Source organism: Pseudomonas sp. LAMO17WK12:I10, assembly GCF_900215185.1.
In the GTDB taxonomy this organism is placed as follows: Bacteria; Pseudomonadota; Gammaproteobacteria; order Pseudomonadales; family Pseudomonadaceae; genus Aquipseudomonas; species Aquipseudomonas chlororaphis.
Map to the genome: position 1 here is coordinate 48,063 of NZ_OBDX01000031.1, position 23,368 is coordinate 71,430.

Below are 23,368 nucleotides of genomic sequence, written 5' to 3' on the forward strand. Positions count from 1 at the left end.
ATCCGGTCGCGGCGGTTTGCCTGACACACCCTGTATCGTTGATCGCCAGCAAACCCGCGCCTGTCGGCCTCGCATCGTCAGTGCAACGCTGGCAGACTGCCAATCCTTTCACGCTGTTTGTTTGAGGCTGTATGCCAACGTTTTCTCAGCGTCATCTGTTGTTGTTCAGTTGGGTGATTATCTTCGGCGGCCTGTTGCTGGTAATCCCGTTGCGGCTATTACCGAGCCTGCTGGCGGGCCTGCTGGTGTTCGAACTGGTCAACATGCTCACCCCGCAACTGCAACGGCTGATCGAAGGTCGGCGGGCGCGCTGGTTGGCGGTGGCCCTGCTCGGCACCCTGGTGGTCAGCGTGCTGACGCTGCTGTTCGCCGGCGCCATCAGCTTCCTGCTGCACGAAGCGGAGAACCCGGGGGCTTCCCTGGACAAATTCATGACAGTGGTGGACAAGGCGCGCGGCCAGTTGCCGCCGTTCCTCGACTCCTATCTGCCGGCCAGCGCGGCGGAGTTCCAGGTGGCCATCGGCGCCTGGGCCAGCAAGCACTTGAGCGAGCTGCAACTGGTGGGCAAGGACGCGGCGCACATGTTCGTGACCTTGCTGATTGGCATGGTGCTGGGGGCGATCATCGCCTTGCAGCGCGTGCCCGACCTGACCAAGCGCAAGCCGCTGGCGGCCGCGCTGTTCGACCGCCTGCATCTGTTGGTCCAGGCCTTTCGCAACATCGTGTTCGCGCAGATCAAGATTTCCCTGCTCAACACCTTCTTCACCGGGATCTTCCTCGCGCTGATCCTGCCGATGTTCGGGGTCAAGCTGCCGCTGACCAAGACCCTGATCGTGCTGACCTTCCTGCTGGGGCTGTTGCCGGTGATCGGCAACCTGATCTCCAACACCCTGATCACCATTGTCGGCATGTCGCTGTCGATCTGGGTGGCCGCGGCGGCGCTGGGCTACCTGATCTTTATCCACAAGCTGGAATACTTCCTCAACGCGCGGATCGTCGGCGGGCAGATCAGTGCCAAGTCCTGGGAATTGCTGTTGGCGATGCTGGTGTTCGAGGCGGCGTTCGGCCTGCCGGGGGTGGTGGCCGGGCCGATCTACTACGCCTACCTGAAGAGTGAATTGAAGCAGGCGGGATTGGTTTGACCTGACGCTATCCCTGTAGCCGCTGCCGCAGGCTGCGATCGGCCGAAGGCCGTAGCGATCTCAAAATCGCAGAAGGTCCTGCGGACCTTATCGCAGCCTGCGGCAGCGGCTACAGGCGATGCTTTTTTAGCCGTAGCGTTTCTTCGCTTCGATCGCCAGGCCGCTGCCGATGCTGCCGAAGATATTGCCTTCGACGTGGCGCGCGTTGGGCAGCATGTCCGCGACGCTCTGGCGCAGGGCCGGGATGCCGCTGGAACCGCCGGTGAAGAACACCGTATCGACCTGGCCGACGCCGACATTGGCATCGCCCAGCAGTTGCGTGACGCTGCCGCGGATGCGCTCCAGCAGGCTGTCGATGGACGACTCGAACAGCGCCCGGCTCAGGTCCACGCTCAGGCCGGCCTCGATACGGTCCAGGGGCACCACGCGGTTGTCGGCGTGGGTCAGCTGGATCTTGCTCTCTTCCACCTCCATGGCCAGCCAGTGCCCGGCGCGCTGCTCGATCAGCTTGAACAGGCGGTCGATGCCGCCGGTGTCTTCGATGTCGTAGCGCATGCTGCCCAGGGCCAGCTGGGACTTCTGTGAGTACACCGAGTTGATGGTGTGCCAGGTCGCCAGGTTCATGTGGGTGCTGGTGGGCATGTAGGCGCCGCTCTTCATCCGGCTGCCGTAGCCGAACAGCGGCATCAGGCCCTGCAGGCTCAACTGTTTGTCGAAGTCGGTGCCGCCGATGTGTACGCCACCGGTGGCGAGGATGTCCTCGTGGCGGTTGTCCAGGCCACGGCGCTCGGGCGACAGGCGCACCAGGGAGAAGTCGGAGGTACCACCGCCGATGTCGACGATCAGCACCAGCTCTTCGCGCTCGATGGTCGACTCGTAGTCGAAGGCCGCGGCGATCGGCTCGTACTGGAAGGAGACTTCCTTGAAGCCCAGCTTGCGCGCCACTTCCACCAGGGTGTCCTGGGCCTCCTGGTCGGCGGCGGCGTCGTCATCGACGAAAAACACCGGACGACCCAGCACCACTTCCTCGAACTCCCGACCGGCGGCGGCTTCGGCGCGGCTCTTGAGCTGGCCGATGAACAGGCCCAGCAGGTCCTTGAACGGCATCGCCGTGCCCAGCACGCTGGTGTCGTGCTTGATCAGCTTGGAACCCAGCAGGCTCTTCAGCGAGCGCATCAGCCGGCCTTCGTAGCCTTCCAGGTATTCGTGCAGTGCCAGGCGGCCATACACCGGACGGCGTTCTTCGATGTTGAAGAAGACCACCGACGGCAGGGTGATCTTGTCGTCTTCCAGCGCAATCAGCGTTTCCATGCCGGGGCGCAGCCAGCCGACCGTGGAGTTGGACGTGCCGAAGTCGATACCGCAGGCACGGGCCGCAGATGCGTTTTTCATGTCTTTCGAGTTCCGGTTGGAAAAAACGGCCGCGCAGTGTATGCCAGTCGTTCGCAGAATCGAAGGCCGACTATCCGCTAAATCGTAACCCGCAAGCCTTGAAAGACTATTCTTCACCCCAAACTTGCAGGCATGGGCCGGGCAGCCATCGGGCGGTCGCAAGAACCGCCGCCAGTTGCCGATAAACTTCTGCTGCGCCGCGTGAGTCACAGTATTGAGATCGATCAGCCTTGACGCTGTTCAAGAGTGCATGCTGTACATCCCGCCGCGCCACATTGATAACGGATGGTGATCCTTAGATGGACTTCAAAGACTATTACAAGATTCTCGGGGTGGAGCCGACGGCGGACGACAAGGCGATCAAGGCCGCCTATCGCAAGCTGGCGCGCAAATATCACCCGGATGTCAGCAAGGAAAAAGACGCCGAAGCCAAGTTCAAGGACGCGTCGGAAGCCTACGAAGCGCTGAAAAGCGCGGACAAGCGGGCCGAATACGACGACCTGCGGCGTTATGGCCAGCACGGCCAGCCGTTCCAGGGCCCACCGGGCTGGAAGGGCCACGCGGATGCCGGCGGTTTCGGCGATGGCGGGGATTTTTCGGACTTCTTCAGTTCGATCTTCGGCAACCGCGGGCCGGGTTTCGGCGGTGGACAATCGCGCAGCGCCGGGCGCAGGGGGCAAGACGTGGAAATGGAATTACCGATCTTCCTGGAAGAGACCCTGTCGGCCGAGTCGAAGAAGGTCAGCTTCAAGGTGCCGCAGTACAACGCTGCCGGCCAGCACGTCAGCAACACCAGCAAGAGCCTGAACGTGAAGATCCCGGCCGGCGTCGCCGACGGCGAGCGTATCCGGCTCAAGGGCCAGGGCGCGCCGGGTGTCGGCGGCGGGGCCAATGGCGACCTGTACCTGACCATTCGTTTCGCGCCCCATCCGAAGTTCGATATCGAGGGCGAGAACCTGATCATCACCTTGCCGCTGGCCCCTTGGGAGCTGGCGCTGGGGACCGAGGTCGCGGTGCCGACCCTGACTGGCAAGATCAACCTCAAGGTGCCGGCCGGCAGCCAGAACGGCCAACGCCTGCGCGCCAAGGGCCATGGCCTGCTGAACAAGGCCGGGCATCGCGGTTATCTGTTCGTGCAGCTCAAGGCCGTGATGCCCAAGGCCTCCGGCGACGACGTCAAGGCGCTGTGGCAGGAGCTGGCGAAAAAGGCCGCCTTCAATCCGCGGGAGCATTTCTGATCTGCAACCCATTCTGATCTGAAACAAGGAGTCGCTAACCATGAGCACCCTGATCGTTCAGCTGGATATGGAAGAGTTCTGCGAGGTGGCCGATCTGCCGGCCGCCTATGTGATGGAAATCGTCGAGCACGGGATCCTCGATCCCCATGGCTCGGCGCCACGGGACTGGCGTTTCACCGATTACGAACTGGCGGTCGCCAAGCGCGCCGCCAAGTTGCGGCGCGATCTGGAACTGGAGTGGGAAGGCGTCGCCCTGGCGCTGGAACTGCTCGACGAAGTCCGCGAGTTGCGCACGGAAAACCAGATGCTCAAGCAGCGCCTGGGGCGTCTGCTCAGCGACTGACGAGCGTCTGTAGCCGTTGCCGAGTTCGCGAGCTGCGTTCGAGGACGCAGTCCTCGCAAAACCTGCATTAGCGGTTTACCTGAAGGAAAGCCGTGCCCGGTTTACGACCGCTTCGCGGTCGAGCGCAGCCTCGCAGGCTCGGCAGCGGCTACAGGGATGTCGGCCTCTACGACTATTTGGCGTGGGACACCCGCGGCAGGGTCACGGTGAAGGTGGTGCCATCGGCCTCGCTGGAGCTGACCTCGATGCTGCCCTGGTGGGCGGTGACCACTTCCTTGACGATGAACAGGCCCAGGCCGAGGCTGGTGGAGGGGCTGCCGAGTTCTTCGTTGGCGCTGCGCACCAGCGGATCGAAGAGGCTACTCAAGGCTACCTTGGGTATTGGCGGGCCGTAGTTGTGGATGGTCAGCAACACCTGTTCGGTGCCACCCGTGAGGGTGATGGTCACGGTGTGGTTATTGCTGCCGTGCTGCAGGGCGTTGCCGATCAGGTTCTGCAGCATCTGCTCGATGCGCCCGCGATCCCAGATGCCGTGGCTGTCGCCATGGAAGTTCAACGCCGGCGTGCAGTCCGGCTGGCCGGCGCAGGCTTCGTCCATGGCTGCCTTGATGGCACTGGCCATGTCCATGGGCGCCGGTTCGATGGGCAGGCTGCTGCCCAGGCGGCTGCGGACGAACTCCAGCAGGTCTCCGACCATCGCCGCCATGTGCCTGGCGCCACTCTTGATCCGCGACACATAGGCCAGCGCATCGGCATCCAGCGCGACTTTGCGCGCCAGCATCTCGGTGGACATGCTCACCGCCTGCAAGGGGGTACGCAGGTCGTGGCCGAGAATCGCCAGGAAGATATCCCGCGAACGGTTGACCTGTTCGGCATAGGCCGTGGTGGACTCGGCCAATGCTTCGTCGATGGCTTCGTTGAAACGGATCATGTCCTGGAAATAGACCAGCTGTGGCGACTCCAGGCGGGAGACCCAGAGACGGATCACGCAGGCGCGCAGGTGGCGGAATTCCGAGGTCATCTGCACCAGGTCGAAGCCCACGTTGTGGCGCAACTCGCCATGGCTGGCGGCGGCTTCGTCGAGGCTTGGGCTGTTCTCCGGGCCTTCGCCCCTGGCCTTGGCCGTCTGTTCGCTGGCGGTCTGGGCGGTGCGCATGTCGCGAGCGGCGGCCAGCAGGATGGACTTGGCGTGGTCACGCAGTTGCAGGCGGGTCAGGGAGTCGGTTTCGGGGGCGATGGATCGGGCGAATTGCTCCCACTCATCAACGATTCGATCAACGTGTTGCACGATGAAGTCGGGTAGACGCATGGCCGGGAACCTTGTCAGGCAGCAAAAGTGAGGACGGCCTGTCGAATTCTAGCCGCGATTGAGCCGTTCAACACAGCAAGACGTCCGGCTTTGCTGACCGTTGGGCGGCCCGGATGGGCGCCCGTTGGATCCAGGTTTCTAGGCTCTGTACGAAAAGTGGCTGCGCGCTGGGCGCCTTCGGCGCTACGCAGACCATGCTGCGCGCTAGACGCCTGCGGCGTTACGCAGAAACAGGCTCGAGCCCCTAAAGTCGAACGCGACCCCGGCCGTTCCTCGCCTGTTTTGATTCGCTGCGCTCACCCTTCGGGCCAGCCCTTGGCTGTTACTCCCGTTGGTCGTTGCGCCTTGCCTGACCTTCGCTCGCCGACTTTTCGTACAGCCCCTAGAACAGGAAGTAGCGCTGCGCCATCGGCAACACGTCCGCCGGTTCGCACCAGAGCAGCACGCCGTCGGCATTGACCTGATAGGTCTGCGGGTTGACCTCGATATCCGGCAGGTAGTCGTTGTGGATCAGGTCGCTCTTTTGCACGTCGCGGCAACCCTTGACCACCGCGATCTGCTTTTTCAGCCCCAATTGTTGCGGCACCCCGGCCGCCAGCGCGGCCTGGCTGATAAAGGTCAGGCTGGTGGCGTGCCGGCTGCCGCCGTAGCTGGCGAACATCGGCCGGTAATGCACCGGCTGCGGGGTCGGGATCGAGGCGTTGGCATCGCCCATCAGGCTGGCGGCGATGGCCCCGCCCTTGAGGATCAGCGTCGGCTTGACCCCGAAGAACGCCGGCCGCCAGAGCACCAGGTCGGCCCATTTGCCGATTTCGATGGAGCCCACTTCGTGGCTGATGCCGTGGGTGATCGCCGGATTGATGGTGTATTTGGCGATGTAGCGCTTGACCCGGAAGTTGCTGTTGCCGGCGCCGTCGCCCGGCAGCGGGCCGCGCTGGCGATGCATCTTGTCGGCGGTCTGCCAGGTGCGGGTGATGACCTCGCCGACCCGGCCCATGGCCTGGCTGTCGGAGCTGATCATCGAGAAGGCGCCCAGGTCGTGGAGGATGTCTTCGGCGGCGATGGTCTCGCGGCGGATGCGGCTTTCGGCGAAGGCCACGTCCTCGGCGATGCTCGGGTCGAGGTGGTGGCAGACCATCAACATGTCCAGGTGTTCGTCGATGGTGTTGCGGGTGAACGGCCGGGTCGGGTTGGTCGAGCTCGGCAGCACGTTGGGCAAACCGCAGGCCTTGATGATGTCCGGGGCGTGGCCGCCGCCGGCGCCTTCGGTGTGATAGGTGTGGATGGTACGGCCCTTGAACGCGCCGAGGGTGGTTTCGACGAAACCCGATTCGTTGAGGGTGTCGGTGTGGATCGCCACCTGCACGTCGTACTGGTCGGCGACGCTCAGGCAGTTGTCGATGCTGGCCGGGGTGGTGCCCCAGTCTTCGTGGAGCTTGAGGCCGATGGCCCCGGCCTTGACCTGCTCGATCAAGGGTTCCGGCAGGCTGGCATTGCCCTTGCCGGTGAAGCCGATGTTCATCGGGAACGCGTCCGCCGCCTGGAGCATGCGCGCCATGTGCCAGGGCCCCGAGGTGCAGGTGGTGGCGTTGGTGCCGGTAGCCGGCCCGGTGCCGCCGCCGATCATGGTGGTGACGCCGCTCATCAGCGCCTCTTCGATCTGCTGCGGGCAGATGAAGTGGATATGGGTGTCGATGCCACCGGCGGTGAGGATCATGCCCTCGCCGGCGATGACTTCGGTGCTGGCGCCGACGGCGATGGTCACGTCGGGCTGGATGTCCGGGTTGCCGGCCTTGCCGATGGCGGCAATGCGTCCGTCCTTGAGGCCGACGTCGGCCTTGACGATGCCCCAGTGATCGATGATTAGCGCGTTGGTGATCAGGGTGTCGACCACCTCGGCCGCCAGCAGCTGACCCTGGCCCATGCCGTCACGGATCACCTTGCCGCCGCCGAACTTCACTTCTTCGCCGTAGGTGGTGAAGTCCTTCTCGACTTCGATCCACAGCTCGGTGTCGGCCAGGCGCACCTTGTCACCGACGGTGGGGCCGAACATGTCGGCGTAGGCTTGGCGGGAAATCTTCATTGCACCTTCCTAAGAATTGAGTCGAGCACCTGTAGCCGCTGCCGAAGGCTGCGCTAAGGGCCGAAGGACCTTCGTTCGTTTTGAAATGCTGGGGCCGCTGCGCAGCCATCGCAGCCTGCGGCAGCGGCTACCGGGATTGCATCAGTCCAGGTCGCCCATGACCCGTCCGGCAAACCCGAACACCCGGCGATGCCCGGCCAGGTCCACCAGTTCCACCTCGCGGGTCTGCCCCGGCTCGAAGCGCACGGCGGTGCCGGCCGGGATGTTCAGGCGCATGCCACGGCTGGCGGCGCGGTCGAAGGTCAGGGCGTCGTTGGTTTCGAAAAAGTGATAGTGCGAGCCCACCTGGATCGGCCGGTCGCCGCTGTTGGCGACGCTCAGGCTGAGGGTGCGGCGGCCGGCGTTGAGTTCGATGTCGCCGGGCTGAATCTGGTATTGGCCTGGAATCATACGGGTTGCCCCAGAGTCTTGAAGTAAATGGCGGTCGGGCTGTAGGTGCCGTCCGGGCTTTGGCAGTAGTTCGGCAGTTCGCCGACGCGGGTGTAGCCCTGGGCGCTGTAGAAGGCTTCGGCGTCCGAGCCGGCCTGGGTGTCCAGGTACAGCAGGCCGCGCTTGTGCTGGCGCGCCGCCTGTTCCACGGCGTGCATCAACTGCTGGCCCATGCCACGGCGGCGGGCGTCGTGGCGCACCTGGAGCTTCTGCACTTCGGCGCGATTGAGGCCGTTGGGCTTCTGGCACAGCGCCAGTTGCACGCTGGCCAGGACCCGCTCGTCCTGCACCACCACCCACAGCAACAGGCTGCCGTCGGCCACGCTGGCCTGGACGCTGCTGACGTAGGCGCGGGCCTGTTCCTCGTCGAGGTCGGCCATGAAACCGACCGAGGCGCCGTGGCCCACGGCGTCGAACAACAGATCAATCAACCCCTGGCGATAGTGGGCAAAGCTCTCCGCATGGACTCGACGCAGTTGGGCGGCGTTCATTGGGTATCACTCCTTGTGGATGGTGGGCGGTGGCGCCCCCGGATCGAGGGTCAGTTGCATGAACGTCAGGTCCAGCCAGCGCCCGAACTTGGTGCCCACTTGCGGCATCTGTCCGGTGGTGACGAAGCCGAGGCGTTCGTGCAGGCGGATCGAGGCGGCATTGCCGCTTTCGATGGCCGCGACCATCACGTGCTTGTCGCAGGTTTTGGCGCGTTCGATCAGCGCTTGCATCAGGCGCGGGCCGAGGCCGTTGCCGCGCTGGTCGTTGCGCACATAGACCGAGTGCTCGACGGTATGGCGGAAGCCGTCGAAGGGCCGCCAGTCGCCGAACGAGGCATAACCGAGCACGCTTTCGTCGGCGTCGACCGCCACCAGGATCGGATAACCCTGGGCCTGGCGGGCGCTGAACCAGGCCTGGCGATTGCCCAGGTCCACGGCCTGTTCGTTCCATATCGCCGTGGTGTTGAGTACGGCGTCGTTATAGATATCGCGGATCGCCGGCAGGTCGGCATGCACCGCATCGCGGATGGAATACGTCATGGGCGGCCTCAGGCGATCGGTTGGTGGACGGTGACCAGCTTGGTGCCGTCGGGGAAAGTCGCTTCCACCTGGATTTCCGGAATCATCTCCGGGATGCCTTCCATTACTTGTTCGCGGGTCAGCAGGGTGGTGCCGTAGTGCATCAGCTCGGCCACGGTCTGACCGTCGCGGGCGCCTTCGAGCAGCGCCGCGGAAATGTAGGCCATGGCTTCCGGGTAATTGAGCTTCACGCCACGGGCCAGGCGCCGTTCGGCCACCAGGCCGGCGGTGAAGATCAGCAGTTTGTCTTTTTCGCGTGGGGTCAGGTCCATCGTTCAAAATCCGTTGTTGAGCAGTTGAAAGAGGGCATGGCGCGATGCATCCGTAGCCGCTGCCGCAGGCTGCGATCGGCTCCGCAGGAGACGCACCCTGGTTGACGCGATCTGCCTGATACACCACGGCGTCTGGTTTGGCGCCCGCTACGCGGACGATCGCAGCCTGCGGCAGCGGCTACAGGAAAGTCGTGTCGCTGTGTCATGTGTTCCAGATCCTCGGCGGCAGCGCCTCGCGCCCCAACAGGGCCGGGCGCAACAGGCGCCACAGGTCGATCAGCCAGGCGCGGGCCAGCAGCGCTTCGCTGGCCAGGCAGCGGGCCACCAGCAGGCCGGGCAGTTGCGTCAGGTCGCCGCGCACGGCATGAGGCAGCGAACGGCAACGCTCCAGCAGCTGGCTGTCGATCTCGCCGGTGGCCAGCAGGGTGGCGAAGACCGGCTGGCCGTCCAGGCCGATCGGTGAGTCGAGCAAACCGTCGCCGCCGCCGATGCGCTGGCGTTCGTGCCAGAGCAATTGGCCGTCGCGGCGGATGTCCAGGTGCGACTGGAAATGCCCGAGGTCGAAACGTTCGTCGCTGGCCGGGCGGCCGAGCGCCACCACATCCCAATAGAACAGCCGGGCGTCGCCTTGCAGCTCGATACGGGTGCTCAGTTCGGCCTGGGCGGCGCTGAACACGATGGTTTCCTGGGGCAGCCATTCCAGGGTGGCGCCGGCGGCGACGTTCAATTCCAGGGTCTGATAGGCGGGCCCGTTGGCGCGATACCACTTGGCGGCGCCGGGACTGGTCAGCTGCGCCCAGGCATCGCGGTCGACGCTGGCGCGGATCTGCAGGCGGTCGCCGCCGGCAATCCCGCCGGGCGGATGCACGATGATGTGCTGGCAGACTTCGGGGCCCTCGGCGTACAGGTGCTTCTGCACCCGCAGCGGGCCCTTGTGCCGGCGCTGCACCGGGCGCGTGCTGTCGCCAAAGCGGGCGTAGCCGAGTTCCAGCTCGGCGTGCCAGCTGGGGGTGAACAGGGCGGTGTGGGCTGGCAGGTTCATGGTTTGTGCTTAGTGTCTGGACGTTACAGGCTAGATCGTAACTTAGATGGTAACCAGGCCGCGTACACCCTCGGCTTGCATATTTTCACCGCGGCCCTGCTGGACGATTTCGCCCCGGGACATCACCAGGTACTGGTCGGCCAGTTCGGCGGCGAAGTCGTAGAACTGTTCCACCAACAGGATCGCCATATCGCCGCGGGCCGCGAGTTTCTTGATCACCGCGCCGATTTCCTTGATCACCGACGGCTGGATGCCCTCGGTGGGTTCGTCGAGGATCAACAGCCGTGGCCGGCTGGCCAGGGCCCGGCCGATGGCCAGCTGCTGTTGCTGGCCGCCGGACAGGTCGCCGCCGCGCCGCTGTTTCATTTGCAGCAGCACCGGGAACAGCTCGTAGATGAAGGCCGGCACTTCCTTGGCCTCCTTCGCGCCAAAACGGGAAAGTCCCATCAACAGGTTTTCTTCCACGGTCAGGCGGCCGAAGATCTCCCGGCCCTGGGGCACGTAGGCGATGCCGGCATGCACCCGTTGATGGGGCTTGTAGGCGGTGATGGCCTGGCCTTCCCAGTTCACCGTGCCTTCCTTGGCCGGCAGCAGGCCCATCAGGCATTTGAGCAGGGTGGTCTTGCCCACCCCGTTGCGTCCGAGCAGGCAGGTGACTTCGCCGACCTTCGCCTCGAAGCTCAGGCCGCGCAGGATGTGGCTACCGCCGTAGTACTGGTGCAGCTTGTCGACTTGCAGCATGTCTGGTTCCTTGTGGCTTGCGCCGATCGCTGTAGCCGCTGCCGCAGGCTGCGATCGGCCTCGAAGAGGCCGTGCTCTTGGGGGCCTCGGAAGGCCCTGCGGGTCGGGCGCGACCCCGGCCTATCGCAGCCTGCGGCAGCGGCTACAGGATCATGTGGCGTTCGAGGGATCAGCGGCCGAGATAGACCTCGATCACCCGTTCGTTTTCCTGCACCTGCTCCAGCGACCCTTCGGCCAGCACGCTGCCCTGGTGCAGCACGGTGACGTGGTCGGCGATCGAGCCGACGAAGCCCATGTCGTGCTCCACCACCATCAGCGAATGCTTGCCCGCCAGGCGCTTGAACAGCTCGGCGGTGAACTCGGTCTCGGCATCGGTCATGCCCGCCACCGGCTCGTCGAGCAGCAGCAACTGCGGGTCCTGCATCAGCAGCATGCCGATTTCCAGGAACTGCTTCTGGCCGTGGGACAGCAGGCCGGCCTGGCGTTCCACCGAAGCGGTCAGGCGAATGGTTTCCAGCACTTCGTCGATGCGGTCTTTCTGCTCGCCGGAGAGTTTCGCCCGCAGGCTGGCCCACACCGACTTGTCGGTGTTCTGCGCCAGCTCCAGGTTTTCGAACACGCTCAGGGCTTCGAACACCGTGGGTTTCTGGAACTTGCGGCCGATGCCGGCCTGGGCGATCTGCACCTCGCTCATCTGCGTCAGGTCCAGGGTTTCGCCGAACCAGGCCTTGCCGTGGGTGGGCCGGGTCTTGCCGGTGATCACGTCCATCAGGGTGGTCTTGCCCGCGCCGTTGGGGCCGATGATACAGCGCAGCTCGCCGACGCCGATGTACAGGTTCAGGTCGTTGAGCGCCTTGAAGCCATCGAAGCTGACGCTGATGTCTTCCAGGGTCAGGATGGTGCCGTGGCGGGTGTTCAGGCCCTTGCCGGCAGCCTGGCCGAGGCCGATGGCGTCGCGGCTGCTGCCGGCGTCTTTGTTGGGCTCAAGGATAGGTTCGAGCATGAATTCGGCCGTCGCTGTGATTCTCATGATTCGCCCCTTTTCTTCAGCAAGCCGATGATGCCTTTGGGCAAATACAGGGTGACGATGATGAAGAGCGCCCCAAGGAAGAACAGCCAGTATTCCGGGAAGGCCACGGTGAACCAGCTCTTCATGCCGTTGACCACGCCGGCGCCGAGCAGTGGGCCGATCAGCGTGCCGCGACCGCCCAGGGCGACCCACACGGCGGCCTCGATGGAGTTGGTCGGCGACATTTCGCTGGGGTTGATGATGCCCACTTGCGGCACGTACAAGGCACCGGCCAGGCCGCAGAGCACCGCGCTCAGCACCCAGACGAACAGCTTGAAGCCGCGTGGGTCGTAGCCGCAGAACATCAGGCGGTTTTCCGCGTCCCGCAGCGCGGTCAGCACCCGGCCGAACTTGCTCCGGGCCAGGCGCCAGCCGATATACAGGCTGGCCACCAGCAACAGCACGGTGGCCAGGAACAGCACCGCGCGGGTCCCAGGCTCGGTGATGCCGAAGCCGAGGATGGTGCGGAAGTTGGTGAAGCCGTTGTTGCCGCCAAACCCGGTCTCGTTGCGAAAGAACAGGAGCATGCCGGCGAAGGTCAGGGCCTGGGTCATGATCGAGAAATACACGCCCTTGATCCGCGAGCGGAAGGCGAAGAAACCGAACACCAGCGCCAGCAAGCCCGGCGCCAGCACCACCAGGCACAGGGCCCAGAGGAAGCTGCCGGTGCCGCTCCAGTACCACGGCAGCTCGGTCCACGAAAGGAAGGTCATGAACGCCGGCAGGCTGTCCCCCGCAGCCTGGCGCATCAGGTACATGCCCATGGCGTAGCCGCCGAGGGCGAAGAACAGGCCATGGCCCAGGGACAGCAGCCCGGCATAACCCCAGACCAGGTCCAGGGCCAGGGCGACGATGGCGTAGCAGAGGATCTTGCCCACCAGGGTCAAGGTGTAGGCCGAGACGTGCAGCGGGTTGTCCGGCGCCAGCAGCGAGAGCAGCGGCAGGGCCAGCAGCACCGCCAGGATCAGTGCGCCGACGGCGACCGAGACCTTGGGCCCGGCCTTTTGTGTAGCGGTAACCAATAGAGGCTGATTCATCGGGGCGTGCTCGCGTCCAGGGGCGCACCGCGGTGCAGGCTGTCGGCGTGCCAGGCAAGGCGCGGGGCGCAGGTGATGGTTGCACCCTCGGCAAGACCCGCAACGCGGCATGGCGCGTCGCCAGTCGCACCCCGCAGGGCCGTTGCCTCGATGGCGGCGAGGCCTGTTTCGATAGGGCTGTTGGCAAACATATTCATCTTCCTTCTCGGTGCCGCCGCCAGCGAGGCAACGGCGCGGTCGTCAATGGGCGTGAGCATGCCCCGCTTAGTCGATCACCCGTCCTTTCAATGCGAAGAGGCCTTGCGGACGTTTCTGGATAAACAGAATGATCAGCGCGAGGATCAGGATCTTGCCGAGCACGGCGCCGATCTGTGGCTCCAGAATCTTGTTGGCTATCCCCAGGCCGAACGCGGCGAACACGCTACCGGCCAGTTGGCCGACGCCGCCGAGCACCACCACCAGGAACGAGTCGATGATGTAGCTCTGGCCCAGGTCCGGGCCGACGTTGCCGATCTGGCTCAGGGCCACGCCACCGAGGCCGGCGATGCCGGAACCGAGGCCGAAGGCGAGCATGTCCACCCGTCCTGTCGGTACGCCGCAGCAGGCGGCCATGTTGCGGTTCTGGGTGACCGCGCGCACGTTCAGGCCCAGGCGGGTCTTGTTCAGCAGCAGCCAGGTCAGCACCACCACAAACAGTGCGAAGGCGATGATCACGATGCGGTTGTAGGGCAGCACCAGGTTGGGCAGCACCTGGATCCCGCCCGACAGCCAGGCCGGGTTCGACACCTCGACGTTCTGCGCGCCGAATACCAGGCGCACCAGCTGGATCAGCATCAGGCTGATGCCCCAGGTGGCGAGCAGGGTTTCCAGCGGCCGGCCGTAGAGATGGCGGATCACCGTGCGTTCCAGGGCCATGCCGATGCCGGCGGTGACGAAGAACGCCACCGGCAGGGCGATCAGCGGGTAGAACTCGATGGCCTGCGGGGCGTAGCGCTGGAACAGCAGCTGCACCATGTAGGTGGAGTAGGCGCCGAGCATCAGCATCTCGCCGTGGGCCATGTTGATCACCCCGAGCAGGCCGAAGGTGATCGCCAGGCCCAGGGCTGCCAGCAGCAGGATCGAGCCCAGGGACATGCCGCTGAAAGCCTGGCCGAGCACCTCGCCCACCAGCAGTTTGCGCTTGACCTGGGCAAGGCTGGTTTCGGCGGCGGTGCGCACCCCGGCATCGGCTTCCACGCCGGGTTCGAGCAGGCCTTCGAGGCGGGTGCGGGCCAGCGGGTCGCCGGTTTCACCCAGCAGGCGCACCGCGGCCAGGCGCACGGCCGGGTCGCTGTCCACCAGTTGCAGGTTGGCCAGGGCCAGGCTCAGGGCGTCGTGCACGGCCTGGTCCTGTTCGGCGGCCAGGCTGGCATCGAGGAATTTCAGCTGCGCCGGCTTGGCGCTTTTCTGCAACTGCTGCGCGGCGGCCAGACGGATCTTTGCGTCGGCGGCGAGCAGTTGATGGCTGGCCATGGCGGTGTCGATCAGACCCCGCAGGCGATTGTTCAGGCGCAAGGTCTTGGCTTGCCCATCGACGGTCAGCTGGCCTTGCTGCAAGGCGCCGAGCAGTTCGAGGCGCGCCGGGTCGGGCTGCGCGGCCCAGCTTTCCAGCAGTCTGGCCTGTTGCGTGGCGTTGGCCGCGACGAAGTCTTCGGCGTCGCCGGCCCTGGCGGCCAATGGCAGCAACAGCAGGCAGGCGAGGATGAAACGGTAGAGGGCAGTGGGCATATCAATGGCCTTGCGCGGAGCGTGGGTCTGTCGCCGCTGCCGCAGGCTGCGATCGGCCTCGCAGAGGACGTGCTCTTGAGGGCCTCAAGGTCCTGCGGACCTGTCGCAGCCTGCGGCAGCGGCTACAGAGGTTGTGCCGGACGCGGGAGCGGCGGCCGGCATCCATCCGTTGCTTAGTTGCTCTTCACCGCGTAGTCCGGCTTCTTGTCGTTGCCCGGGATGAACGGGCTCCACGGCTGGGCGCGGATCGGGCCTTCGGTCTGCCAGACCACGTTGAACTGACCGTCCGGCTGGATCTCGCCGATCATCACCGGCTTGTGCAGGTGGTGGTTGGTCTTGTCCATGGTCAGGGTGTAGCCCGACGGCGCGGCGAAGGTCTGGCCGGCCAGGGCTTCGCGGACCTTGTCGACGTCGGTGGACTTGGCTTTCTCCACCGCCTGGGCCCACATGTGGATGCCGACGTAGGTGGCTTCCATCGGGTCGTTGGTCACGGCTTTATCCGCGCCCGGCAGCTTCTTGGCCTTGGCGTAGGCTTTCCAGTCGGCGACGAACTTCTGGTTCACCGGGTTCTCCACGGACTCGAAGTAGTTCCAGGCCGCGAGGTTGCCCACCAGTGGCTTGGTGTCGATGCCGCGCAGTTCTTCCTCGCCCACGGAGAAGGCCACCACCGGTACGTCGGTGGCTTTCAGGCCCTGGTTGGCCAGCTCTTTGTAGAACGGTACGTTGGAGTCGCCGTTGACCGTGGAGATGACCGCGGTCTTGCCGCCGGCGGAGAACTTCTTGATGTTGGCGACGATGGTCTGGTAGTCGCTGTGGCCGAACGGGGTGTAGACCTCTTCGATGTCCTTGTCGGCCACGCCCTTGGAATGCAGGAACGAGCGCAGGATCTTGTTGGTGGTGCGCGGGTAGACATAGTCGGTGCCGAGCAGGAAGAAGCGCTTGGCGCTGCCGCCGTCTTCGCTCATCAGGTATTCCACCGCTGGGATCGCCTGCTGGTTAGGCGCCGCGCCGGTGTAGAACACGTTCGGCGACATCTCTTCGCCTTCGTATTGCACCGGGTAGAACAGCAGGCCGTTGAGTTCCTCGAACACCGGCAGCACCGACTTGCGCGACACCGAGGTCCAGCAGCCGAACACCACGGCGACCTTGTCCTGGGTCAGCAGCTGGCGGCCTTTCTCGGCGAACAGCGGCCAGTTCGACGCCGGGTCGACCACCACCGCCTCGAGCTTTTTACCGTTGACGCCGCCCTTGGCGTTGATCTCGTCAATGGTCATCAGCGCCATGTCCTTGAGCGAGGTTTCGGAGATCGCCATGGTCCCCGACAGCGAATGCAGGATGCCGACCTTGATGGTCTCGGCGGCCTGGACGGTCCAGGTCATGCCCATCGCGGCAATGCTTGCCGTGAGTGTGAAAGCCTTGATCAAGCTGCGACGCTTCATTGTGCGATCTCCATGAACTTATGAGTTTTCTTGGTTGGCAGATGCGGACTACTGAAGGGCTGTTTTGCAAGGGGTGTGCCTAGTCGGCACAGGGCATGAAAACGTCGCTTTTACGGAGCAGGGGAGAGGGCTGGCGCACCAATGCGGGGCCATCAGGCGTCTTTGGTGCGCACGAATGCGCCGCGCTGGTGCCCGTGATGACCTGTAGCCGCTGCCGCAGGCTGCGATCGCGACCGAAGGGCGCGCACGGCTTCAAGATCGCCAAAGGCCTTCGGCCTTATCGCAGCCTGCGGCAGCGGCTACAGGGCTGCGTCGGACATTGTTCTTCTGTAGGACGCCTTTCAGCGGCGGCGCATCAGGCCGATAAAGAACAACCCGCCAATGGCTGCCGTGGCCACGCCTATGGGCAGGTCTTCGGGGGCGATCAGGGTGCGGGCGGCGACGTCGACCCAGACCAGGAACACGCTGCCCAGCAGCACGCACACCGGCAACAGCCGCCGATGCTCGGCACCCACAAGGCGCCGGGCGATATGCGGCACCATCAGCCCGACGAAACCGATGGAGCCGCTGATGGACACCAGCACCCCGGTCATCAGCGAGGCGATCAGGAACACCCGCAGCCGCACGTTGCGGGCATTCAGGCCGAGGGTCACCGCGGTCTGCTCGCCCGCCATCAGCGCGTTCAACGGCCGCGCCATGCCCAGCAGCAGGACCAGCCCGAGCAGCACGCTGGCCGCCGGCACCGCGAGCAGTTCCCAGCGCGCCAGGCCCAGCCCGCCGAGCATCCAGAACATCACCGCCGAGCTGGCGCGGTGGTCGCCCATGAACAGCAGCAGGTTGGCCACCGCCATCATCACGAAGGACACCGCCACTCCGCACAGCAGCAGGCGGTCACTGTCGAGCCGGCCGTGGCGCGCGGCGATGCCGAGCACCAGCAGCATGCTCGCCAACGCGCCGATAAAGGCGGCGATGGGCAGGGTCAGCAGGCCGACGATTTCACCCACATGCAGCACCACGATCACCGCGCCCAGGGTGGCGCCGGAGGTCACGCCGAGCAGGTGCGGGTCGGCCAGCGGATTGCGTGTCACTGCTTGCAGCACCGCGCCGATCAAGGCCAGCCCGGCGCCGACCAGGGCCCCGAGCAACATGCGCGGCACGCGGATCAGCCAGACGATATGTTCCTGCCCGGCGCTCCAGTCCGCCTCGCCCAGGCCGAGGCTCTTGTGCAGCAGGATGCGCCAGACCACATCCACCGGCACCCGCGCCGAGCCGAAGCCCAGGGACAGCACGCAGGACGCCAGCAGCAACGCGCCGAGGGCAGTCAGCAACAAGGCATAACGACGATCGATCATGCGCCGTGGAAACCCTTGGCCAGGGTTTGCACCGCTTCGACGTTATCGATGCCCGGCGTGGCCTGCACGTAGGGGATCACGATGAAGCGCTGGTTGCGGATCGCATCCACCGATTGCAGGGCCTTGTTGTTGAGCAGGAACTGCTGTTTCTGTTCGGCAGTGACTTCGCTGTAGTCGACGATCACGATCACCTGCGGGTTGCGTTCGACCACGGTTTCCCAGTTGACCCGGGTCCAGCTGGCCTCGACGTCGTCGAGGATGTTGCGCCCGCCGGCGGCGTCGATCAGCGCCTGGGGCATGCCCAGGCGGCCGGAGGTCATGGCGCGGTCTTCGCCGCTGTCGTAGAGGAACACCCGCGGTTTTTCCGTGGGCAGGTCCTGTTGGATCGCGTCGACCTGTTGCTGCATCTCGGCGATCAACTGGTTGGCACGGTCCTGCACATCGAAGATCCGTCCCAGGTTGCGCAGGTCGTTGTAGGTGTCGTCGAGGCTGGCGGCCGGGCGCTTCATCACGAAGGCGCAGGACTCGGTCAGCTCCAGCACATTGATGCCCAGCGGCATCAGGGTCTGTGGGGTCAGGTCGCCGCCGACGCGCATGCCGTAGTCCCAGCCGGCGAAGAAGAAATCGACATTGGCGTCGAGCAGGGTTTCCACCGACGGGTACTTGGCCGCCAGCTCCGGCAGGCCGTCGAGGATGGCCTGCATCTCGGGCGTTACCGCCTTCCAGCCGCTGATGCCGCTGTATCCGACCATGCGCGACTTGAGGCCCAGGGCGAGCATCATCTGGGTCATGTTGATGTCGTGGCTCAGGGCGTGCTTGGGTGCTTCCTTGAAGGTCACCTCGCGGTTGCAACTGTGGACGGTCAGCGGGTAACGGGTGGCTTCGGCGCAGGCCTGGCCGGCGAGCAGCGACAGGGCCAGGCCGGCAGGGATCAGGCAGTTGAGAGAGACGCGCGGGGTCATGGTTGGGTTATCCAGGTGATTCGTGGGTAGCCGGACAGCGGGTGTCGGTCGACCAGGGCGTCGACGCCGAACACCTCGCGCAGCAGCGTGACCGTCAGCACTTGCTCGGGCGTGCCGCTGGCGACGATGCGTCCGTGATCGATCACGTACAGGCGATCGCAGAAGGCGGCGGCCAGGTTCAGGTCGTGGATGCTGGCGAGGGTGCCGATGCCCAGGCGCTTGACCCGTTGCAGCAGCTCCAGCTGGTAGCGCGGGTCGAGGTGGTTGGTCGGTTCGTCGAGGATCAGCAGTTGCGGTTGCTGGGCCAGGGCGCGGGCCAGGATCACCCGCTGCTTTTCCCCGCCGGACAAGGTGGCGAAGGCATGCGCCTCGAAACCCAGCAGGCCCACCGACTCCAGCGCCTGGCGGGCGATGGTGCGGTCTGCGGTGCTGTCGCCGTCGAACAGGCCCTTGTGCGGGGTGCGGCCCATGGCGACCACTTCTGCGACGGTCAGGCCGAAGGCCTCGGGGAACTCCTGCAACACCACGGCGATGCGTTGCGCGCACCAGCGCGGCGTCTGCTTCCAGACGTTGTAGTGATCGAGCCGGACTTCGCCCTGGTCCGGCCGGCTGAAGCGATAGCTGCAGCGCAGCAGGCTGGTCTTGCCGCTGCCGTTGGGCCCGATCAGCCCGACGAACTCCCCCGGCGCCACGCGCAGGCTGGCCTCACGCAGCTGGAACTGGTGATGACAGTGGCCCTGGCCCAGGGGTGTCCAGGCCAGGTTGGTGAGGTTCAGCGAGGTCATGCGGTGTCCGTGTGATGCCCTGTAGCCGCTGCCGAAGGCTGCGATAAGGCCGAAGGCCTTCGGCGATCTTGAGGCCTTGCGCGCCCTTCGGTCGCGATCGCAGCCTTCGGCGGCTACAGGTATTGGTTAAAAGGCGTAATCGGCGGTCACGAAAAACGACCGTGGTTCGCCGAGGATCCATTGCTGGCCCTCATTGTATTGGCTTTGCGCGTACTGCCGGTCGAACAGATTGTTCAGCTGCAAACCGAAGGTGGTGTCGCGCAGGGCTTTCCACGACAACACCGCGTCGACCACGGTGTAGCTGGGCAGCTCGTTGCGGTTGGCCAGGTCGGCGTAGCGCGCATCGACATAACGCACCCCGGCGCCGGCCCGCAGGTTATCGGTCACCGCCTTGTTCAGCCACAGGTTGGCGGTGCGCCGGGGCACGTCCACCGGGCGATTGCCGCTGCGCGAGACGAACTGGTTGCCGACCTGCTCTTGGAAGTCGTCGTACCGGGCCTTGACGATGGCGGCATTGGCTTGCAGTTGCCAGGCGTGGGGCAGTTGCAGGTCGAGGCTGGCCTCCAGGCCGCGGGACGACTGCTGGCCGACCTGCTGCTTGAGCGTCGGGTTGCCCGGGTCGTCGGTCAGCAGCTTCTTCTTGACGATGTGATAGGCCGCCAGTGTCCACTCGCCGCGCTGGTCCCAGAACATCTGCTTGAGGCCGATCTCGCTCTGCCGGGCGCGGGCCAGGTCGTATTGCTGCTGGCTCGGGCTCAGGGAAATCAGGCCGCCGACGCCGTCGGTGCTGGTGGCGTACTGGCCGTAGAACGAGGTGTCCGGCGTCAGCGCGAACACCAGCCCGGCCTTCCAGTTGTTGCCGGTCAGGGTCTTGTCGCTCTGGCTGCCGTCCACCAGGTTGTCGCGATCCACCTGCACGTAGTCGCGGCGCACGCCGGTCACCAGCGACCAGCGCTCGCTCAACTGGGTACGGTTTTCGGCGAAGGCCGACATCTGTTTGGTGGTGCTCTGGAACTGTGGGCGATAGGCCGAGGCGCTGTCGAAGCGGCCCTTGTCCGGGTGTTGCAGATCCAGCGGCTGGCCATCCGGCAGCACATCCTTGAACGGCGAGTTGCTGTTGAGCTGGAAGCGGATGCGGTTGTAATCGACCCCGGCCAGGGTCTGGCTGTCGAGGCCGAACAGGCCGTGCTTGAAGGTGAAGGTCTGGCGATCGCCGACCTGCTCCTGCTGGTGCTTGATGGCGAAGTTGCCGCTGCGCAGAAGCTGCTGGCTGGCGGTGTCCCAGTTGTAGTTTTCGGCGTTCTGCCAGCGCCGTTGGGCCTTGAGGTAATACAGCTCGTTGCTGGCGCTGAGGGTGTCGGAGAGCTGCCACTCGCTGGTCAGGCGCGTCCACTGATCGTTGTAGTGCTGCTTGTCGTTGCCGATGTTGTAGTTCTTGTCCCGCAGGCCCTCATGGAAGCGGCCATTGACCAGCGGGGTGCCGAAATCATTCATCGGCTGCTGGTCGCCGTAGTCGTGGGCGAGGGTGAACGCCAGGTCGTCCGTGGCCTGCCAGCGCAGCGCCGCACTGATGAAGTCGTTGGCGCTGTCGCCGCGATCGATCCAGCCATTGCTGCGCAGGCGGTTGAGGTTCAGGCGATAGCTCAGGGTGTCGCTCAGCGAGCCGCCGCTGTCGAGGGCCTGCTGCTGGCTGTCGTAGGAACCGTAGCCGAGGCGCAGGTGGTTTTCGATCTCGCCGGTGAAGGGTTTCTTCGGGATCACATTGACCACCGCGCCGGTGGCGCCTTCGCCATACAGCACCGAGGCCGGGCCGCGCAGCACATCCACCCGTTCCACCGACCAGGTGTCCACCGGGAAAGTCACGGTGCCCATGCCGCTGTACAGGCGATTGCCGTCATACAACTGCATCACCGAACCCTGGCCGGTAAAGCCGCGCGCCGACAGCGAAGTGCCGCCGTCGCCGGGCGTGCCGGTACGGCTGATCCCGGTGCCGCGCGACACCGCGTCCTGCACGCTGCGGTCGCCACGCTGACGAATGCGCTCGCCGCTCAGGCTCTCGGTGCTGGCCGGGGTTTGCAGGGCGCTCAGGCCCAGGCGCGAACCGGCGGTGGTCGGGGTTTGCAGGCTGATGTCCTGCGTATCGATGGCGGGCGCGCTGATGGTGCCGGTGGGCAGTATCAGGGGGGCGTCGTCGGCCTGGGCGGAGTGATTCAGGGCCAGCAGGCAGAGGCTGGACGCCAGGAGCTTAGTTGTCGGGCGGTTCATCGGGGCGGCTGAGTCGCTTCTTCGAGAGGGTTACCCGCAGCATGGGTGGCTGCGGGTAGGGATCTTACACTTTAATGTTACAAAGTAACATTATGTGTGTCGGAAATTGAACCGACAGCAGTCTACAGATCCCTCTAAACCGCGCATCTCGCCTGATTCATGATGAAGATGAGGCCGATTCAGTCGAGCGGTTCCAGCGCGACAACAGCACGCGATCCAGCAGCCACACGGCCACCAGCGAGGCCCCGACCAGGGGAAAGGCCACGGCCAGCGCGAGCATGATCGCCATCGCGGTTTTCCATTTCGGCAGGTCATGGCGCAGCGGCGGTACACCGAGGCGCCCCTGGGGACGACGCTTCCACCAGATCACCAGGCCGCTGACAGCGCTCAGCAGAATCATCAGGCAGATCAGCAGCACCACGATCTGGTTGAACGGGCCGAACATCTTGCCTTCGTGCAGCATCACCCCGACTTCGGTGGCGCGGGCGACGTTGCTGTACTGCTGCCAGCGCACATCGGCCAGGACCTTGCCGGTGTATTGGTCGACATGCAGGGTGGCGTCGTTGCGCGGGTCGTCGGCGAACACGGCGATGGTGAACACGCCGCTGGCGCTGGTCGGCAAGGTGATGCTGTAACCGGCTTCGACCTGGCGCTGGGTGGCGATGTCCTGCACCTGCTGCAGGCTGACTGCGGGCGCCGCCGGACCTTCGTGCTCGGCGCCATGGGCCATGTGTTCGGCATGGTCGCCGGACATCGGCAGCGGTGTGTTCTCCATGGCCCAGGGCACGGTCTGGCGGCTGGCGGTGTTGAGCTCGCCGGCCTGCTGGTCGGACTTGGGCACGTCGTTCCACATCGCCGCCGGGAAGCGATTCCACAGCTCGGCGTATTGCTTGCCCCAGAAGCCGGTCCAGGTCATGCCGCTGAGCAGCATCACCAGCAGGAACGCCGCGCCCCAGAAGCCGACCACGGCGTGCAGGTCGCGCCACAGCACACGGCCGCGGCTGCTGAACCGCGGCCACAACACCCCGGCCGAAGACTTGCCGCGCGGCCACCACAGGTACAGCCCGGACACCACCAGGACGATGCCCCAGCCCGCCGCCAGCTCCACCAGCCGGTCGCCGAGTGGGCCGATCATCAGCTCGCCATGAATGGCCCGGGCGATGGCTTGCAGATTGTTCTTGGCGTCTTGCTCGCCAAGGATAGTGCCGTGGTAAGGGTCGACGAACACATTGAGTTCGCCACCTTCCTTCTGCACCACGAACTGCGCACTGCGCCCGGCTTCGAGCGGCGGCAGGTACTGTTTGACATGGCCTTGGGGATACGCGGCCCGGACCCGCTGGAGCTGCTCATCGGCGCTGAGCATGTGGTGCCCCGCCGGCACCTGCAGCAGGTGGCCGTACATCAGCGGGTCGAGCTGGGGTTTGAACAGGTAGATGATCCCGGTCAGGGACAGCATCACCATGAAAGGGGCCACGAACAGCCCGGCGTAGAAATGCCAGCGCCAGGCCAGGTTGTAGAAAGACACTTTCGGTTGGCTCATCAGGGAACGCTCCGCATGGGCAATTATTCTC

General features: G+C 65.1%; 21 protein-coding genes. 3 read left to right on the forward strand and 18 right to left on the reverse strand.

Annotated elements, in window-relative coordinates; genetic code table 11:
- Positions 1-131 precede the first annotated feature (131 nt).
- On the forward strand, positions 132-1,142 hold the full coding sequence (locus tag CRO75_RS26545; protein WP_009041944.1) for a membrane protein: 1,011 nt from the start codon (positions 132-134) through the stop codon (positions 1,140-1,142).
- Between the two features lie 126 nt (positions 1,143-1,268).
- Here the strand turns inward: CRO75_RS26545 and CRO75_RS26550 are convergent, their stop codons facing one another.
- A complete protein-coding gene (locus CRO75_RS26550; RefSeq protein WP_062823812.1) occupies positions 1,269-2,534 on the reverse strand; it encodes an Hsp70 family protein in 1,266 nt (421 codons plus the stop codon).
- Between the two features lie 299 nt (positions 2,535-2,833).
- On the opposite strand from CRO75_RS26550, the gene CRO75_RS26555 reads away from it, so the two are divergent.
- Both CRO75_RS26555 and CRO75_RS26560 read left to right on the forward strand, forming a co-directional pair.
- Positions 2,834-3,772, forward strand: coding sequence for a DnaJ C-terminal domain-containing protein (locus CRO75_RS26555; RefSeq protein ID WP_097139263.1), 939 nt, complete (start codon positions 2,834-2,836; stop codon positions 3,770-3,772).
- Positions 3,773-3,812: 40 nt separating this feature from the next.
- Positions 3,813-4,115: a chaperone modulator CbpM gene (locus tag CRO75_RS26560; RefSeq protein WP_009041947.1), complete on the forward strand. Its 303-nt coding sequence runs from the start codon at positions 3,813-3,815 to the stop codon at positions 4,113-4,115.
- Between the two features lie 172 nt (positions 4,116-4,287).
- On the opposite strand, the gene CRO75_RS26565 is transcribed toward CRO75_RS26560, so the two are convergent.
- From CRO75_RS26565 to CRO75_RS26650, 17 genes are all read right to left on the reverse strand, one after another.
- Positions 4,288-5,424, reverse strand: coding sequence for a HAMP domain-containing sensor histidine kinase (locus CRO75_RS26565; protein WP_097139265.1), 1,137 nt, complete (start codon positions 5,422-5,424; stop codon positions 4,288-4,290).
- Between the two features lie 382 nt (positions 5,425-5,806).
- The gene (ureC, locus tag CRO75_RS26570; RefSeq protein ID WP_097139267.1) at positions 5,807-7,507 is read right to left on the reverse strand and encodes an urease subunit alpha; all 1,701 of its coding nucleotides are present in this window, start codon (positions 7,505-7,507) and stop codon (positions 5,807-5,809) included.
- Positions 7,508-7,648: 141 nt separating this feature from the next.
- Positions 7,649-7,957, reverse strand: a complete 309-nt coding sequence (locus CRO75_RS26575) for an urease subunit beta (protein ID WP_009041950.1) — start codon at positions 7,955-7,957, stop codon at positions 7,649-7,651.
- Entirely contained in the window at positions 7,954-8,487 is a 534-nt protein-coding gene (locus tag CRO75_RS26580) for a GNAT family N-acetyltransferase (RefSeq protein WP_097139269.1), read from the reverse strand. The genes CRO75_RS26575 and CRO75_RS26580 overlap by 4 nt, the downstream gene beginning before the upstream one ends.
- Positions 8,488-8,493: 6 nt before the next feature.
- On the reverse strand, positions 8,494-9,027 hold the full coding sequence (locus CRO75_RS26585; protein WP_092419129.1) for a GNAT family N-acetyltransferase: 534 nt from the start codon (positions 9,025-9,027) through the stop codon (positions 8,494-8,496).
- A gap of 8 nt (positions 9,028-9,035) precedes the next feature.
- Positions 9,036-9,338, reverse strand: coding sequence for an urease subunit gamma (ureA, locus tag CRO75_RS26590; RefSeq protein WP_007927275.1), 303 nt, complete (start codon positions 9,336-9,338; stop codon positions 9,036-9,038).
- 202 nt (positions 9,339-9,540) lie between these two features.
- A complete protein-coding gene (locus CRO75_RS26595) occupies positions 9,541-10,380 on the reverse strand; it encodes an urease accessory protein UreD (RefSeq protein ID WP_097139271.1) in 840 nt (279 codons plus the stop codon).
- A gap of 42 nt (positions 10,381-10,422) precedes the next feature.
- Positions 10,423-11,121 carry an urea ABC transporter ATP-binding subunit UrtE gene (gene urtE / locus CRO75_RS26600; RefSeq protein ID WP_007932913.1) on the reverse strand — a complete coding sequence of 233 codons (699 nt, stop codon included), beginning with the start codon at positions 11,119-11,121 and terminating at the stop codon, positions 10,423-10,425.
- A 169-nt stretch (positions 11,122-11,290) separates the two neighbouring features.
- Positions 11,291-12,151, reverse strand: a complete 861-nt coding sequence (gene urtD / locus CRO75_RS26605; protein ID WP_009041955.1) for an urea ABC transporter ATP-binding protein UrtD — start codon at positions 12,149-12,151, stop codon at positions 11,291-11,293.
- A complete protein-coding gene (gene urtC, locus CRO75_RS26610) occupies positions 12,148-13,227 on the reverse strand; it encodes an urea ABC transporter permease subunit UrtC (RefSeq protein ID WP_062823804.1) in 1,080 nt (359 codons plus the stop codon). Before urtC ends, urtD begins: the two co-directional genes overlap by 4 nt.
- 264 nt (positions 13,228-13,491) lie before the next feature.
- Positions 13,492-14,994, reverse strand: coding sequence for an urea ABC transporter permease subunit UrtB (urtB, locus tag CRO75_RS26620; protein ID WP_092419135.1), 1,503 nt, complete (start codon positions 14,992-14,994; stop codon positions 13,492-13,494).
- Positions 14,995-15,167: 173 nt separating this feature from the next.
- Positions 15,168-16,433, reverse strand: a complete 1,266-nt coding sequence (urtA, locus tag CRO75_RS26625) for an urea ABC transporter substrate-binding protein (protein ID WP_009046748.1) — start codon at positions 16,431-16,433, stop codon at positions 15,168-15,170.
- A gap of 341 nt (positions 16,434-16,774) precedes the next feature.
- Positions 16,775-17,785 carry an iron ABC transporter permease gene (locus CRO75_RS26630; RefSeq protein WP_097139276.1) on the reverse strand — a complete coding sequence of 337 codons (1,011 nt, stop codon included), beginning with the start codon at positions 17,783-17,785 and terminating at the stop codon, positions 16,775-16,777.
- Entirely contained in the window at positions 17,782-18,747 is a 966-nt protein-coding gene (locus tag CRO75_RS26635) for an ABC transporter substrate-binding protein (protein WP_097139277.1), read from the reverse strand. Before CRO75_RS26635 ends, CRO75_RS26630 begins: the two co-directional genes overlap by 4 nt.
- On the reverse strand, positions 18,744-19,532 hold the full coding sequence (locus tag CRO75_RS26640; RefSeq protein ID WP_092419139.1) for an ABC transporter ATP-binding protein: 789 nt from the start codon (positions 19,530-19,532) through the stop codon (positions 18,744-18,746). The genes CRO75_RS26635 and CRO75_RS26640 overlap by 4 nt, the downstream gene beginning before the upstream one ends.
- Positions 19,533-19,658: 126 nt before the next feature.
- Positions 19,659-21,797 carry a TonB-dependent receptor gene (locus CRO75_RS26645; RefSeq protein ID WP_097139279.1) on the reverse strand — a complete coding sequence of 713 codons (2,139 nt, stop codon included), beginning with the start codon at positions 21,795-21,797 and terminating at the stop codon, positions 19,659-19,661.
- A 157-nt stretch (positions 21,798-21,954) separates the two neighbouring features.
- Positions 21,955-23,337, reverse strand: coding sequence for a PepSY domain-containing protein (locus CRO75_RS26650; protein WP_097139281.1), 1,383 nt, complete (start codon positions 23,335-23,337; stop codon positions 21,955-21,957).
- Positions 23,338-23,368: the final 31 nt, after the last annotated feature.